Source organism: Glutamicibacter sp. NPDC087583, from assembly GCF_044743685.1.
Taxonomy (GTDB): domain Bacteria; phylum Actinomycetota; class Actinomycetes; order Actinomycetales; family Micrococcaceae; genus Glutamicibacter.
Map to the genome: position 1 here is coordinate 911,722 of NZ_JBIUWY010000001.1, position 14,274 is coordinate 925,995.

General features: G+C 59.9%; 15 protein-coding genes. 7 read left to right on the forward strand and 8 right to left on the reverse strand.

The annotated features are described in order from the left end of the window. Nucleotides 1–427: 427 nt before the first annotated feature. Together ACIOU9_RS04345 and ACIOU9_RS04350 are read right to left on the reverse strand one after the other, a co-directional pair. Nucleotides 428–631 (reverse strand): cold-shock protein, encoded by a 204-nt coding sequence (locus tag ACIOU9_RS04345; RefSeq protein ID WP_013349123.1) that lies wholly within the window; start codon nt 629–631, stop codon nt 428–430. A gap of 677 nt (nt 632–1,308) precedes the next feature. After that, nucleotides 1,309–2,244 (reverse strand): NAD(P)/FAD-dependent oxidoreductase, encoded by a 936-nt coding sequence (locus ACIOU9_RS04350; protein WP_402696126.1) that lies wholly within the window; start codon nt 2,242–2,244, stop codon nt 1,309–1,311. Here ACIOU9_RS04350 and ACIOU9_RS04355 point away from each other — a divergent pair. Then, the gene (locus tag ACIOU9_RS04355; protein ID WP_402696127.1) at nt 2,243–2,896 is read left to right on the forward strand and encodes a helix-turn-helix domain-containing protein; all 654 of its coding nucleotides are present in this window, start codon (nt 2,243–2,245) and stop codon (nt 2,894–2,896) included. The two genes, ACIOU9_RS04350 and ACIOU9_RS04355, sit on opposite strands and share 2 nt — an antisense overlap. A gap of 72 nt (nt 2,897–2,968) precedes the next feature. Next, complete coding sequence (locus tag ACIOU9_RS04360) at nt 2,969–3,787, forward strand: thioesterase family protein (protein WP_332595148.1); 819 nt, start codon at nt 2,969–2,971, stop codon at nt 3,785–3,787. Here the strand turns inward: ACIOU9_RS04360 and ACIOU9_RS04365 are convergent. Then, nucleotides 3,784–4,398, reverse strand: coding sequence for a uridine kinase (locus ACIOU9_RS04365; protein WP_105661392.1), 615 nt, complete (start codon nt 4,396–4,398; stop codon nt 3,784–3,786). The two genes, ACIOU9_RS04360 and ACIOU9_RS04365, sit on opposite strands and share 4 nt — an antisense overlap. A gap of 95 nt (nt 4,399–4,493) precedes the next feature. On the opposite strand from ACIOU9_RS04365, the gene ACIOU9_RS04370 reads away from it, so the two are divergent. Continuing rightward, nucleotides 4,494–5,231: a lipoyl protein ligase domain-containing protein gene (locus ACIOU9_RS04370; RefSeq protein WP_105661391.1), complete on the forward strand. Its 738-nt coding sequence runs from the start codon at nt 4,494–4,496 to the stop codon at nt 5,229–5,231. A gap of 59 nt (nt 5,232–5,290) precedes the next feature. Here the strand turns inward: ACIOU9_RS04370 and ACIOU9_RS04375 are convergent, their stop codons facing one another. Next, complete coding sequence (locus ACIOU9_RS04375) at nt 5,291–5,569, reverse strand: glutaredoxin domain-containing protein (protein ID WP_105661390.1); 279 nt, start codon at nt 5,567–5,569, stop codon at nt 5,291–5,293. A 127-nt stretch (nt 5,570–5,696) separates the two neighbouring features. Between ACIOU9_RS04375 and ACIOU9_RS04380 the strand changes: the two genes are divergently transcribed. Continuing rightward, nucleotides 5,697–6,425: an SOS response-associated peptidase gene (locus ACIOU9_RS04380; protein WP_402696130.1), complete on the forward strand. Its 729-nt coding sequence runs from the start codon at nt 5,697–5,699 to the stop codon at nt 6,423–6,425. Here ACIOU9_RS04380 and ACIOU9_RS04385 read toward each other — a convergent pair. The 4 genes from ACIOU9_RS04385 to ACIOU9_RS04400 form a co-directional block, all read right to left on the reverse strand. After that, entirely contained in the window at nt 6,422–6,934 is a 513-nt protein-coding gene (locus ACIOU9_RS04385; RefSeq protein ID WP_105661388.1) for a hypothetical protein, read from the reverse strand. The genes ACIOU9_RS04380 and ACIOU9_RS04385 overlap by 4 nt on opposite strands. 96 nt (nt 6,935–7,030) lie before the next feature. Further along, entirely contained in the window at nt 7,031–7,660 is a 630-nt protein-coding gene (locus ACIOU9_RS04390) for an MBL fold metallo-hydrolase (RefSeq protein ID WP_105658255.1), read from the reverse strand. Beyond that, on the reverse strand, nt 7,660–8,745 hold the full coding sequence (locus ACIOU9_RS04395; RefSeq protein WP_105658256.1) for an S-(hydroxymethyl)mycothiol dehydrogenase: 1,086 nt from the start codon (nt 8,743–8,745) through the stop codon (nt 7,660–7,662). The genes ACIOU9_RS04390 and ACIOU9_RS04395 overlap by 1 nt, the downstream gene beginning before the upstream one ends. A gap of 177 nt (nt 8,746–8,922) precedes the next feature. Next, a complete protein-coding gene (locus ACIOU9_RS04400) occupies nt 8,923–9,366 on the reverse strand; it encodes an anthrone oxygenase family protein (RefSeq protein WP_400289268.1) in 444 nt (147 codons plus the stop codon). Nucleotides 9,367–9,446: 80 nt separating this feature from the next. On the opposite strand from ACIOU9_RS04400, the gene ACIOU9_RS04405 reads away from it, so the two are divergent. The 3 genes from ACIOU9_RS04405 (at nt 9,447) to ACIOU9_RS04415 (ending at nt 14,267) form a co-directional block, all read left to right on the forward strand. After that, entirely contained in the window at nt 9,447–10,373 is a 927-nt protein-coding gene (locus ACIOU9_RS04405; RefSeq protein ID WP_332730714.1) for an AraC family transcriptional regulator, read from the forward strand. 93 nt (nt 10,374–10,466) lie between these two features. Beyond that, nucleotides 10,467–10,775: a hypothetical protein gene (locus ACIOU9_RS04410; RefSeq protein ID WP_286134296.1), complete on the forward strand. Its 309-nt coding sequence runs from the start codon at nt 10,467–10,469 to the stop codon at nt 10,773–10,775. Between the two features lie 36 nt (nt 10,776–10,811). Then, entirely contained in the window at nt 10,812–14,267 is a 3,456-nt protein-coding gene (locus ACIOU9_RS04415; RefSeq protein WP_402696132.1) for a DNA polymerase III subunit alpha, read from the forward strand. Nucleotides 14,268–14,274: the final 7 nt, after the last annotated feature.

Below are 14,274 nucleotides of genomic sequence, written 5' to 3' on the forward strand. Positions count from 1 at the left end.
GCACCATCTGTCCGTCAACTTTGCACGTGCTCGATGAACTGGGACTGGTGGGCGAATTCGAAGAATCGGGTTCAGCAAAGTTACCCAGGCAAGTAGTCCGGTCTCCAACGGATCGCCGGCAACCGTTCCTAACCTGTCGCGAATGCAGCTCCCTTTTCGATTCATTGCCGTGGCGCCACAGTGGAGTTTCCGCAATCTACTAGCCCGTGCAGTTGATAGTCGAATTCCGAGCTGAACTCCGGCTACCGATGCCGATAGCTGCTGCTTTCCGCTTGCCCCCGAAGCAGACGGAACTGCCAGGTAGATTGCTTGGCGTTGGGGTCCTTCGCGAACGACCTCCGGTCGAAGCCTGCAGCTAAGAACCGGTTAAAAGCAACAAAGGTGCAGTTCCAACCTTGCGGGGAACTACACCTTTGAAGAAAGTCTCTTAGCGAGCCTGGATGTTGGTTGCCTGTGGGCCCTTTGGACCAGCTTCCAGGGTGTACTCAACAGTCTGGCCCTCTTCGAGGCTACGGAAACCGAAGCTCTGGATTGCGCTGTAGTGTGCGAAGACGTCAGCCGATCCATCCGAAGGAGCGATGAAGCCGAAGCCCTTTTCAGCGTTGAACCATTTCACGGTGCCAGTGGCCATAGTGTTATATCCTTATTTATTGATTGGCCACGATGTGGCCTGGTTGCCGATCCGAAGTTCCGAATCGGAAAATTTAGGGGTTACCTCGCGCAGAGCTGCCGAGAACGATTCGCCTGCCGTCGATACGGAGAATCGAATACTGATTTTGCCGGTATCGGCCAAAACGGGGGTCGCTGCACTTGCTTAAACATCGTCGGATTCCAGGCTGCTAACGGGTAATGACCCCACGCTAGCGGAGTAGAACAAGGAATCCACAGAAAAGTGACGTACGGAGTCGTCGAGATGTTTTATCTGCAGTGAAGAAGAGAAGATGAAGAATTCGTTTCGATAGGAGCTCATTCGATCTGAAGATCGATGAACCGATTTGTAAAGCACAGACGATTTGTTGGCTGTGCTACAAATCCTACTGCTAACAATTACTGGCGGGGACTCACACCTGCAACCGTTGAGGTAACAAATCAAGCGTACCATTGATCGTTGGTCCGTGGGGCGTGATGCGTGATACTTGGGCGTTTTGGCAATGCAAATCGTTGCATCGACATTCGTTATTTGCCTGTTGACTAGTGTTTTAGTAAATATTATTTTTCCGGAAAATTGATGCGGGCTATTTTCATGCTCACCCTGCGGCCCTGGCTCTACCCCGTTTGGGCCGGTGCCCGAAGGGGTAGAGCCAGCAGTTACGGATTCGCTTGCGCCTGGACCTTAGCTAGCTGATTTCCGAGCAGATCCGCATTTATGGCTGCTCCGGCGATCGTTCCGGCTGCGGCTGCTGCCATGACCATCGCGCCTAGGTTGCTGGCATTCCCTGCCGCATAAACCCCTGGCAGGGCTGTGGCACCCATTTCATTGACCTGGATGAAGGTGCCAAGCGGGTGCTCGGCAAGCTGTCCGCCGAGCTTGAGATAGAGCGAGGCTTGTGCGTTCATTCGGCTTGCAACTACCAGAGCTTGAGCGCTGATCTTCTGGCCGTCTGCCAGCGTGACTGAATCCAGAGTCCCCTGGGTGTCGAAATCGATTGCTTTCACTGGCTGCTCAACCACCGGTATTCCCAATGCGGCAAGTGTCGCGCGATTTTCATCGTTCAATGCATCCGGGGTGTGGTTGACGAAGGTGATCTTCGAGCTGAGCCGGCTGAACATCATTGCTTGGTGCGTGCTCATGGGGCCGATTCCGAGTACCAGGATCTCCTGGTCACGCACTTCCCAGCCGTGGCAGTATGCGCAATGGATCGCGGTATCACCCCATGCTTGGGCCAGCCCCGGAATCGACGGCAAATCATCAATGAGGCCCGTTGCCAGCACGATTCGTTCGGCGCTAAAGGTATTCCCTTCAGCTGAGACGTTGAATCCGGTGTCCAGTGAACCGGTGAGGTTCTCCACCTCGCCTTCGATGATCCGCGCGCCATAGCTAATCGCTTCCTGCCGTCCGCGGGCCAGGAGGTCCAGCGGGTTGATGCCTTCGTTTCCCAGAACGTTGTGGGCATGCTGCGCTGCCGCGTTCCGCGGATTTCCCTCGTCGATGACCAGGACAGTGCGCCGTGAGCGGCCCAATGCGACTGCGGCCGCGAGCCCGGCACTGCCGCCGCCGATAATGATCGCTTCGAAATGTTCCATGATTCCTCTCCCTGCTATTTGTGATGTTGTGTCCACGGTATCGACGTTTTGCGCTGTGGGGTGTACCGTTTTGCGCATGACGCAAGAATTCGAAGTTGACCAAGTTATCCGCCAGCGCATAAGAACGTTGCGGCAGAACCTCGGCTGGTCGTTGGAATCGTTGGCGAGCAAGGCTTCCCTGAGCGTTTCCACGCTCAGCAGGATTGAAACGGGAGGCCGGCGTATTGCTCTTGACCAGCTGGTTCCAATAGCCAAGGCACTGAATACCAGCTTGGATGAGTTCGTATCGACCTCTGAAGCCGAGATTATTATCCGCCCGGAGCCGATTTCGATGCCCGGGATAACCATGTGGAAGCTGTCCACCGATGACGCAGTTAACGGGGTGAATGTGTCGAAAATGCGTTTCGACCCTTCGCAGGCGCCTGCTCCCACCGAGCTGCGTATTCATCCGGGCAAGGAATGGTTCACAGTGCTCCTCGGAGAAATCCAGCTAAAGCTAGGAGATCGCACCTATCACGTGAAGGCGGGGCAATCTGCGCAGTTCGACACAATGACTCCTCATGCCCTGTGGGCGGTCAATGGCATTGCCGAGGTGCTCGGAATCATGGATAATGCAGGCCAACGAGCCCATGAGCACGACACAGCCAGCTAGTTTAGTGATTTCAATTACTCTTGGATAACCTGAGGGCAGAGTATTGAACACTGCGATGCCAGGAGGGCAACGATGACGCACCAGCTCAACGAGGAGCTTGAACAGGTCCTAGCTGATGGCGATTTCTATTTCGAAGCACTCGGTGAAGGCCGCTATCGCTCGTCGTGGCATTCCCAAGGTGCGTGGAATCCCCATGAGCAGCACATGGGTCCCGCCTCTGGAATCTTGGCCTACGCCTTGGAAAATTTCCAGCCTCGTGAAGACATGCGCATCGCACGGATCAGCTATGAGATCCATGGCCTTATTCACGCCGGAGAATTCGAGATCTCAACGCGAATGGTCCGTCCCGGCCGGACGATCGAATTGATCGAGGCCGAAATGACGGCCAAGGGCCGCACCAGCATCGTTGCGCGCGCGTGGCGGGTGATTACGGGTGACACCAGTGCTGTTGCAGGGGTTGAAGACAAGGAAATCCCAGGCCCAGAGGCCTGCGCGGTGCGCGAAATCAGTGAGCAGTGGCCCGGCGGCTACATCAAATCCATCGAGATGCGCGCCAATGATGAGCTGCGGCCGGGTCGAGGTTTTGCGTGGCTGCGTACTCCTTATGACCTCGTCGACACAGGAGACGCCACAGCGTTGTCCAGCTTGGTGGGAATGATCGACACGGCAAACGGTGTGGTGCCGCGCGTGGATCCGGGTGAAGGAACCTGGATCTACCCGAACGTGGATCTGCAGATCCACATGTACCGCAAGCCCGAGGGCAAGTGGCTGGGCCTGGATGTCCAGCAGAGCTTCGGCACAGACGGCATCGGCCTGACCTCAACGGTATTGCACGATGAAGCAGGCCCTTTCGGCCGTGCTGAACAGATCCTGACGGTCCGTTCGCGCTAGCTCGATGCGCCGGTTGAAAGCTTGGCCAGCAGCTTCTTGAGCTCTGGCTTGGACTTCAGCGTGAACTGGCGCTGGCGGTACTTTTCCCGGTCTGCACCGTGGGCCCGGAAAAGTGCATAGCCGCGCTTGACCAAGAACAGGACCGGTTTCCGGCGCTGTGCTACATCGCGCACGAACCGTCGAAGAGCAGTTACCAATGCAGGTTCGTCGACGTAATACGCTTGGACGTTAATGCCCTTGGCGCGCAGCGGATCAAGGATTTCGTAGAGGAAGATGCCTTCGGCGACAATCGGCCCGTCTGCGCAAGCGATTTCACGATGCCCGTTGTAGCTCGAGGTCGTGATCGAGTAGTTGGGGACCAGAGTGGTACCGTGGTGGAGCAAATCATCGATAGCCTGCAGTGCGGCTTCCTGATTCCAGGTAGCCGAATTGTCCCAATCGATTTCGCCGTAATCGGTACGGGGGAAATCAACGGGATTCCCGTCTTCGCTGATCTGGCGGTAGAACTCGTCAAGCGGCAGGTGGGGTCGGCCGAATTTCGACGCGAGATAGGACTTGCCGGAGCCGGACGGTCCGCCGATCAGGATGACAGGGGTAGAAGAATTTGGCACGCCTTTTATTATGGCCCAGAAACCTCGGCCATCGGCAATCGGATGCTGTGACATCTACTCCGCCTGGAGCGAATTGCTGAATTAGACTCAGATTTATGAGTTTGTGGAACCCCCAGTCAGATGCGCCGTTATCTGTGGAAATCGAAAATCCTACCGGAGACCCGGCTGCTGACCTAGAACGTGGAGTGCAACTGCTGCGCAGCGTCCAATCTGGCGAAAGCGGCGCGCTGCTACGGCTCTATCGTCCGGACCCGACCCTGGCCTTCGGCCAGCGCGATGTGCGGCTAGAGGGCTATGAGGCGGCTCGTGACGTAGCGCAGCAGCAAGGCTTTGCTCCTTTGGTGCGCAAAGCTGGAGGCCGGGCCGCCGCGTATCACCGGGGTACATTGATCGTTGATCATATTGAGCCCGAAGCCGAGGCGGTGATGCGCCAGCAGAATCGCTTCGAGGTCTTCGCGCGGGTGTATGCCAACGCTTTCCAGCGCCTTGGCGTGAATGCGCAAGTCGGGCCAATCCCGGGGGAGTATTGCCCGGGAGATCATTCGGTGCATGGCCTCCCTGATGGGAAATCGCCGCGCAACTATCCAGTGAAGCTGGCAGGCACAGCTCAGCGTGTGGTTTCCGGGGCATGGCTGTTCTCTTCGGTCTTTGTTGTCGAGGATTCCGCGCCGTTGCGGCAAGTCCTCGATGGGGTCTACCAAGCAATGGGCATTCCAATGGATCCCACGACGGTAGGCGCGGCTAATGATCTGCTCGCCGCTGTCACCACCGAAGCATTTATTTCAGCGCTGCTCGACGAATATAGCGAGCACGCCACGCTGCAAGGCATCTAGCACAGCTTAAAAAAGAATCGGCACCCGATGCGGGTGCCGATTTTGGTTCGCGGCCGGATCTAGGCGCCGACTCGCTCAACAACCTCGTCAATGCGCGGGTTGGTGGCTGCGGTGCCGTCCGGGAAGATCAGGGTTGGCACGGTTTGGTTGCCGTTGTTGAACGCCTCGACGATCTCTGCGGTGCCTTCGACTTCTTCGATATTCACCTCGGTGTATGCGACACCCTTCTGGTCCATCAGGCGCTTGAGGTTGCGGCAGTAGCCGCACCAGCTGGTGGTGAACATGGTGACTCCGCCGGCAGCGGGAACGTACTGGTCAAGGTTCAATTCGTTGCTCATACATGGTGTAACGGCAATGATGTTTACTTTGTTCCCGGAGCGGTAGAAAAAGTTCGCTGGATTCTTTTGCTCCGCTCGCTAGACTGGGGAGCAGATTTTCCTTGATGCCGGTTCTAAGGGGTAGGCGATGTGCGGACGATATGTGATGGCCAGAGCCATCGGCGATCTGGTGGCAGAGGCCGAGGCGGAAGCGGACGCCAATCTGGAACTGCGCCAGTCCTGGAACGTTGCTCCGACTACCGACGTGCCGGTTGTGCTCGAGCGGCTGATCGACGATGAGCTGCACCGCCAGATCCATGTAGCACGGTGGGGGCTGGTGCCAGGATGGGCCAAGGAGCTGGCGGTCGGGGTGCGCGCCTTCAATGCGCGCAGCGAGACGGCCAGCACCAAGCCGACCTTCCGTTCGGCGGTGAAGAAGCGCCGTGCCGTCGTCCCGGTGGAAGGGTATTACGAATGGAAAAAGGAAGGCAGCAAAAAGCGCCCCTTCTACGTGCATCGCGAGGATGGAAAGCTGATCTTCTTCGCCGGCCTCTACGAATGGTGGAAGGACCAGGACGGGTCCTGGATTCTTTCCACCTCGATCATGACCATGGATTCACCTTCGGCGGAAGAGCCCGGGGTGCTCGGCGAACTTGCGGGCCTGCATGATCGCCTGCCCATTCCGTTGGGCAAGGAGATGATGGGCCGGTGGATGAACCCTGCCGAGGAAGACGGTGAAGGGCTGATCGAGCAGATTCGCGCCGAAGCTTTCGATGTGGCTTCCCAATGGACCATGCATGAGGTCGATACCGCTGTTGGCAATGTGCGCAATAATTCGCCGGAGCTGATTGCGGCGCACAGCAACTCGCTGTTTTAGCCGCGGATGGCTGAGCCGCTGGGCTTGGACCCGAGCCGGAACCCCAGGTAGCTGCTGGCCAGCAGGGTTCCTGCCACAAGTCCCAGCTCGCCCATGACGTGGGCTGCGCTGTCAGGAACGAATGCTGCTTCGCTCAGCGGAGCATAGGCGAACCAGCCGAAGGTTCGAACCTGGTTGTAGTCCCATAGCAGTGCTCCGATGCCACCTGCTGCCAACAACAGCCCGGCGATCAGGAACCAGGCCTTGAACCGAGCGAGCTGGCGAAGCGATAAGCCGCCGGCAACCCCCAGCGCGCCAACGCCGAGCAAAGCCAGCACCCAACCGAGAACTTCGGCGGGACCCGGGCCGAAGTAGGTTTCAGAGTCTTCGACCAGCGGTACATAGGATCCAGAGTAGAAAACTACTTCTTGTTGACTGTCCCACCACAGCACGACGATGCCGACGATGATGAATACTGCTGCGCCCAGGAATAAGGCAGTGGCGGACTTGTAGCGTTTATCTGAAGGCATGTATTTAATCTTGCCATCACCAGATGTTTTGCGCATCAACTTTAAACACGAGCGGCAGCCTGCTCTAAAGGCCTGCTGCCGCTCGATGCGTGGTGCTTAGTGACCGCGCTTGATCCATTCATCCAGGTTCGGCGCTTCTGCACCGATGGAGGTGGCATCGCCGTGGCCGGTATTGACCACGGTTTCAGCTGGCAGGACCAGCAGCTTGGTGCGGATCGACTCGACGATCGTCTCGAAGCTGGAGTAGCTGCGACCGGTAGCCCCCGGGCCGCCGTTGAACAGGGTGTCACCGCTGAACAGTACACCGAGGTCTTCAGCGTAGAAGCAGGTTGAGCCCGGAGAGTGCCCCGGGGTGTGCAGGGCGGTCAGCGTGGTGCCGGCGATGGTGAATGAATCGCCTTCGCTGATTTCTGCGTCCACATCGCGCTCGGGGTAGACAGCTTCCCAGAGCATGCGGTCTTCCGGGTTCAAGAACAGCGGTGCATCCACGGCGTCGGCGAATTCGCCAGCCGCACGGATGTGGTCATCGTGCCCGTGGGTAAGCAGCACGGCCATGACTTCTCGATCGCCCACAGCTTCGCGGATCTTGGCAACATCATGTGCCGGGTCGATGACCATCACCTCGGAATCATCGCCGACGATCCAGACGTTGTTATCGACATCCCACGTCCCGCCATCCAGGGAGAAGGTGCCGGAAGTGACGACGTTCTCGATGCGGGCGGCCACTAGAGCTCCACCACCGAACGAAGCACGGTGCCTTCATGCATCTTGGTGAACGCGTCTTCGATTTCATCGATCGTGATGCGTTCGGTGACAAAGGCATCCAGATCCAGGCGGCCGAGCTTGTACTGCTCGACGAGCATCGGGAAGTCGTGGCTCGGCAGGCAGTCGCCGTACCACGAGCTCTTCAGTGAGCCGCCGCGGCCGAAGACATCGAGCAGCGGCAGCTCGAGCTTCATCTCCGGAGTTGGCACGCCTACCAATACGACGCGGCCAGCAAGATCGCGGGCGTAGAAGGCCTGCTTGTAGGTTTCCGGGCGGCCCACCGCGTCGATGACGACGTCGGCGCCGAAGCCGCCGGTCAGCGCCTGGATGGCTTCCACGGCGTCGACCTTGGAGGAATCCACGGTGTGGGTGGCGCCGAACTTCTTGGCGCCTTCCAGCTTGTCCGGGTTCACGTCCACCGCGATGATGGTGGTTGCGCCGGCCAGCTGCGCGCCGGCGATGGCAGCAGCGCCCACGCCACCGCAACCGATCACTGCGACGGACTCGCCGCGCTTGATCTCGCCGGTATTGATCGCTGCCCCGATGCCGGCCATGACACCGCAACCGAGCAGGCCTACTGCGGCCGGGTCGGCTTCTTCATCCACGATGGTGCACTGGCCGGAGTGGACCAGGGTCTTTTCGGCGAAGGACCCGATGCCCAGCGCTGGGGAAAGCTCGGTGCCATCTTCCAGGGTCATCTTCTGGGTGGCATTGAAGGTGTTGAAGCAGTACTTCGGCTCGCCCTTGGCGCAAGCGCGGCACTGGCCGCAGACTGCACGCCAGTTCAGGATCACGCGGTCGCCGACCTTGACGTTGGTGACGTTCTCGCCGATCTGGCTGACTACTGCGGTGGACTCGTGGCCCAGCAGGTACGGGTACTCGTCGCCAATTCCGCCGAGCTTGTAGTGCAGGTCGGTGTGGCAGACACCGGTGGTGAGCACATCGACAACTACTTCTCCGGGACCCGGATCCGGAACGATGATGTCTACGACCTCTACGGGTGCGTCCTTGACGCGGGAAATAACGGCTTTGACCTTATGGGACATGGGATTTAGCTCCTGGAACGATTGGCTAGTGCTCTCTCGATGCTATCGGTGTCTCAGGTGCTAATCGAGCATTCGAGACACAATGACGCAGGCAGTTTCGCGCAGAGCCAATTTGTGCAGGTTGATCACGGGTTGCCCCCGGAATGGATGTGACGGGGCAGGAGTGCTGCATCCAGCTCAAACACCGCTGAGCAGGAGGACAGCGCCTAGGCCGGAACCCAGTGCTCGCGCGGCATTGGCCCTGATCCACCGTGGCTCATATTTCGCCCAAGCCAACGAATTCTGCTCCAGTCGCCGATTGAGCGGAACATTGACCCCGATGGTGAGCAGGGCACCGCTAAGCACTAGTGCCGCTCCGATCGATATGCGGATATTCTCGTGGACGATGGAGAGGGCAAGGCATCCGGTGCTGGCGAGCAAGCCGAGGAAGAACAAGCTCAGGAATGGGGGCCGTTGGGCGTATCTGTTCACGTGGACCATGAACGTGCTTGCGGAGCGATCATCCATTCGCGCTAGCGCAGGGAAGACCACGAGGGTGAAGGAAACGTAGAATCCGGCAATGATCAAGCCGGTGGCAATTGTCAGCAGCGGCAGGAAAATAGTAAGCAACGGCAGGTTCATGATTTCATTCAACAGATGTTGGGCAGGATTTTGAATGCTCAAGGCTCGACAATGCATACGCAATCGTCCAGAGTGGTGGCGTGAGACCCGATGCATTTTTCCCTTCTGGCCCACGGGCTCGTGAAGCCTTCATTCTCCGCATGTGCATGGAGGGCCAGTGGAGTGTTGCTGTTCGCGATCATTGCCCGCTGACGATTTTGGCGGTGCGCTCGGGATCCTGCAGGGTGCAACGAGGACAAAAGTCCGTGGTGGCGCGGCAAGGGGAACTGGTCGTCATTTGCGGATCAGCCTCCTATGAGGTTCGCTCGGCCAGCGCCCAGACTCTTCCGGCCGCGGCGCCTGGCAACTATGCCATTGCCCCGGGCCAGCAATGCCTGGGGCCATCGGGCCGAGCCATGGTCCAAGAGTTGCGCCATGGGGTGCGTGCATGGGGCAATTCGCCTAATGGCCCCGACCAGCTACTGGTTGGCACCTTCACTACGACCAGCGCTGTCGCTGATCTTGTCTGCGAGGGTACCGATCTGGCAGTTATCGATGACGACGCGGCGTGGCGATGGGCTGAACTGCTGGCGACCGAAGCCGAAAGTGCGGGTCCCGCCCAGCAGGTGGTATTGGACCGGCTGCTGGACATTCTGGCGATCTGCGCCTTGCAGCACTTGCCGGGAACCAGGGCGCTTCGCTCGGCGGCGCCAGGCATTGGGTTGGCGGTGGGGGCGATGTGGGCGCAACCAGCTCGAGCGTGGAGCGTGGAGGGGCTGGCCAGAACAGCTGCGATGTCCCGTTCGGCTTTTTCGCCAGCCTTCCGCCAGGCCATGGGCACCGCACCCATGGGGTACCTCACCAAATTGCGTCTGGGATTGGCTCATGATGCGCTGCTCGCCAGCGATGCACCGCTGTCGCAGATTGCCCGGGATGTCGGATATTCTTCACCCTTTGCGCTCAGCGCTGCCTTTCGCAGGGCTTATTCAACCAGTCCGTCGGCGCTGAGATCCGCTGCACTTGGCTAACCCAAACTGTCGGTCGCGCTGACTAGTGTAACTGTCATTCGAACACGTGTTCGAATAGAATGGTTCTACTAAGTAAGGAGTGCACACGTGGGGATGTTCACCGAGTCGATCGAGGTTACTCGTGCAGCTGATGGAATGCCGTTGCGCGTGAGCTGGCAAGGGCAGGGCTATCGCTTGGTGGCCGAGCCTCAGCGCTGGTTCGAACGCCGCAAATGGTGGGATGAAAACCTGCGGATTCCTCGCGGCGCCGGTGCGGGGATTGCCGACTATGAGATGTGGCGCCTGCAACTGGTCGCGGTGCGCGGATCCCGGCAAGTGCACAGCGTTGATGTGAGTTTTGATGCGCAAACCGAACGGTGGCGTCTGGTGCGTGTGCATGAGTCGCTGGCCCGCAGCGCCTAATTCCCCTGCTGGGGAACATATATTCGAAGGACCTCCATGAGCTTCACCCACCTGAACGTCAGTTCTTCCTATAGCGCCCACTACGGAGTCTCGCACCCAAAGCGGCTGGCCCAAGCGGCCAAAGCGCAGGGTGCCCAGATGCTCGCGCTGACTGACCGGGATGGGCTCTATGGAACGGTCAAGCATGTGGCGGCCTGCATGGCAGAAGGGCTGCACCCGATTCTCGGGGTGAACCTTGCCGTGCTCGATAACCACGGAGAAACCCAAGGGCGGATTGTCCTGCTGGCCCGTGGGCGCTGCAATGGCGCAGGGTATGCGGCGCTGTGCCGAACCATCACCCTCGCGCACAGCACTGCGCACGGGGTTCCGGGGCTGAAAACCGAGCAGCTGGCACACCTGGGTGCTGCCGGGAACCTGATGATCCTGCTCGGCGGCGAATCAGACGTGGCCCGCGCAATCCTCAAGGGAAGCTACGCCCAAGCCCGGGCACTGCTTGCCAGCTGGAAGAAGCGGTTGGGAAAGATGCTGCGAGTGGAAATCACCACGCACCTCTCCAGCCCTGGATCGCGCTACAGCCTCGGTGAAGCAGCCCGCTTGCTGCGCTACGCCCAGGAGCGGGGGATCAGGGCCGTGCTCACCAACGCCGTGCGCTACGTGGACCCCGATGGAGCGGTTACCGCAGACATCCTGGACTCGGCGCGCGCCCTGCATAGCCTGAAGAACCTGGACTCCTGCCAACCCAATGGCCAAGGGTGGCTGAAAACCCCGCCCCAGATGCGCCAGCTGGCCAAGGAGATCGGCCAAGCCACAGAAAGGAGCTGGGCGCAGCAGCTTTTGCGGGAAACTGAAGCGCTCGCCGAATGGGCAGCGGCAGACCCGGTAGCCGATCTTGGATGGAAGCAGCCGGTGATCCCCGAAGCGAAGATCATCGGCCTGCACCGTCCGGCCATGCAAGAACTCTCCGAGCGAGTCCATGCAGCGGTGCCTGGGCTCTTGCCGCACGCCAATCCCAGCCTCATTGAAAGACAGCTGGCTCTGGAACTTGGGGTGATCGACCGGCTGGACTTCGCCGGGTATTTCCTGACCGTCGCCGAAACCGTCAAGCTGATCACCGGCATGGGAATCCGCGTGGCCGCCCGCGGCTCCGGTGCTTCCTCGCTGGTGAACTACCTGCTGGGCATCAGCCAGGTGAACCCGCTGGCCCACGACCTGGTGTTCGAACGCTTCCTCTCCGATACCCGCACCACCCTGCCGGATATCGACATCGACGTGGAATCCGCACGCCGCCACGAGATCTACCGCGAGATCTTCTCCAGCTTCGGGGAAGAGCGCGTCAGCCTGATGAGCATGCAGAACGCCTACCGTGCGCGCGGCGCGGTCCGTGATGCAGGGGCCGCCCTCGGGGTAGAGCAGGAGCAGGTGGATGAGATCGCGAAGCAGCTCTGGCGCTTCTCCGCATCCTCTTTCCGCGAAGCGCTCACCGAGAAGCCGGAGCTGGCCGCATTGGCAGAACGCATTACCGATGACACCCAGCTCGATATCCTCATCGACGCTACCGAGCGCCTGGACCGGCTGCCCCGGCATATCTCCATGCACCCCTGCGGGGTGATCCTCTCCGACGCGAGCCTGCTGGACCGCACCCCGGTCCAGCCCTCGGGTATCGGACTGCAGATGAGCCAGTTCGACAAGCATGACATGGACCTGATGGGCTTGATCAAGCTCGACGTGCTCGGTGTGCGCATGCAATCGGCCATCGCCTACACGCTCGAGGAGATCGCCCGCATGCACCCGGATAAGCAAGCGGCCGCCCGCGCCGGAGGGCACGCCGACGACAGCTATATCTCCGCTACCGGAGCGATAGACCTGTCCAGGGTGCCACTGGATGACGAACCAACTTTCGAATTGATCCGCTCCACCCATACGCTGGGCTGCTTCCAGATCGAATCCCCGGGGCAGCGCGAACTGATCGGCAAGCTCGCGCCCCGCGAATTCAACGACCTGATCATCGATATTTCCCTGTTCCGCCCGGGTCCCATGCAGTCGAATATGGTCAAGCCCTACCTGGAGCACCGCCACGGATTCGCCCCTGCCCAATACCTGCACGAGGATCTGATTCCGGCGCTCGCCGAAACCCACGGGGTGACCGTCTTCCATGAACAGGTGCTGCGCATGCTTGATGTGCTCACCGGATGCGGATTGGGCATGGCCGATGTCTACCGGCGCCTGCTGGGCAACCCGGAGAAGGAACCAGCCGTAGAACGTTATGTGCGCGCCGAAGCGGCCAAGCGCGGTTATAGCCAGGAAACCATTGACCAAGTCTGGGAGGTGCTCTCCGGCTTCGGCTCCTTCGGATTCTGCAAGGCCCACGGGGCTGCCTTTGCCGTACCCACCTACCACTCAGCCTGGCTCAAGGCGCACCACCCCGAAGCTTTCCTTGCGGGGATCTGGGAGCACGACCCGGGCATGTACCCCAAGCGGCTGCTGGTTTCCGAAGCACGCAGAATGGGCGTTCCCATCCTTCCGCTGGATATCAACCGATCCACCGGGCACTACCGAGTCGAACGAATATTCGAATCCGCTCCAGTGAAGGTTCCTGTGGTGCCCCGCGCACCCAGCTCGCTGCGCCCTGGGCGCTATGGAATCCGTCTGGCCTTCCGCGATATCCACCAGATGAGCGAACGCGAAGTACAACGCCTGGTCGCAGGCCAGCCCTATGAGCACCTCGCCGATGTCCGCGCCCGCGCAGGACTCTCGCGACGCACCTACCAGAACCTTGCAGCACTCGGAGTGTTCGATTCCCTATTGGCCGGGACCTCCCGTGCCGACACGATCGCCCACACGCAATCCATGGCGCACAGCTCCCTTCCGGCCAAATACCGGCCGGGACCCGGGCAACTTGCCCTGGATCTGGGGCAGATCGAATATATCGACCAGACCGGCAAAGCACTGGATCCCGCGGAAGTAGTACGTACCGAATTGGACCTCATGCATCTGGACGCCAGCGAGCATCTGATCACCTCGTACCGCCAACGGCTGGCGCACCTGCCCATTACGCAGGCAGCCGAGCTGCTGCACCTGCGCAACGGAACCGAAGTTCTGGTCGCCGGAGTACGGGTGGCCACTCAGACTCCTCCCATGCGCGGAGGCAAGCGTGTGGTCTTCATTTCCGTGGATGATGGGACTGGCTGCATCGACGCCACCTTCTTCGATGACACGCAGCAGCGCACAGCGCCCTTGCTCTTCTCCACACGCATGCTGCTCATCCACGGGGTCACACGCCGTACCGGACCGCGCGGCATCTCCCTCCAAGCGCTGAACGCCTGGGACCTGCATCAGCCGGAGACCCTGCCTGCTGCAAGCTACCTCGCGGAGCTCACCCGGCCGCAACCAAACTATCGGCCAAACCTCGGCGAGGGAGCACGCAAGATCGAAAGTGTCGGGGAACTCGCCAAACGGATGGAAGCTGAAGGCCTAGACCAGAGAGGGGCCTGATGAGCTA

What these genes read in the sequence shown, in the direction of transcription:
- ACIOU9_RS04345 (WP_013349123.1), bottom strand. Translation starts at nt 631, where the DNA reads ATGGCCACTGGCACCGTGAAATGGTTCAACGCTGAAAAGGGCTTCGGC.
- ACIOU9_RS04355 (WP_402696127.1), top strand. Translation starts at nt 2,243, where the DNA reads ATGATTCCTCTCCCTGCTATTTGTGATGTTGTGTCCACGGTATCGACG.
- ACIOU9_RS04350 (WP_402696126.1), bottom strand. Translation starts at nt 2,244, where the DNA reads ATGGAACATTTCGAAGCGATCATTATCGGCGGCGGCAGTGCCGGGCTC.
- ACIOU9_RS04360 (WP_332595148.1), top strand. Translation starts at nt 2,969, where the DNA reads ATGACGCACCAGCTCAACGAGGAGCTTGAACAGGTCCTAGCTGATGGC.
- ACIOU9_RS04370 (WP_105661391.1), top strand. Translation starts at nt 4,494, where the DNA reads ATGAGTTTGTGGAACCCCCAGTCAGATGCGCCGTTATCTGTGGAAATC.
- ACIOU9_RS04375 (WP_105661390.1), bottom strand. Translation starts at nt 5,569, where the DNA reads ATGAGCAACGAATTGAACCTTGACCAGTACGTTCCCGCTGCCGGCGGA.
- ACIOU9_RS04380 (WP_402696130.1), top strand. Translation starts at nt 5,697, where the DNA reads ATGTGCGGACGATATGTGATGGCCAGAGCCATCGGCGATCTGGTGGCA.
- ACIOU9_RS04385 (WP_105661388.1), bottom strand. Translation starts at nt 6,934, where the DNA reads ATGCCTTCAGATAAACGCTACAAGTCCGCCACTGCCTTATTCCTGGGC.
- ACIOU9_RS04395 (WP_105658256.1), bottom strand. Translation starts at nt 8,745, where the DNA reads ATGTCCCATAAGGTCAAAGCCGTTATTTCCCGCGTCAAGGACGCACCC.
- ACIOU9_RS04400 (WP_400289268.1), bottom strand. Translation starts at nt 9,366, where the DNA reads ATGAACCTGCCGTTGCTTACTATTTTCCTGCCGCTGCTGACAATTGCC.
- ACIOU9_RS04410 (WP_286134296.1), top strand. Translation starts at nt 10,467, where the DNA reads ATGTTCACCGAGTCGATCGAGGTTACTCGTGCAGCTGATGGAATGCCG.
- ACIOU9_RS04415 (WP_402696132.1), top strand. Translation starts at nt 10,812, where the DNA reads ATGAGCTTCACCCACCTGAACGTCAGTTCTTCCTATAGCGCCCACTAC.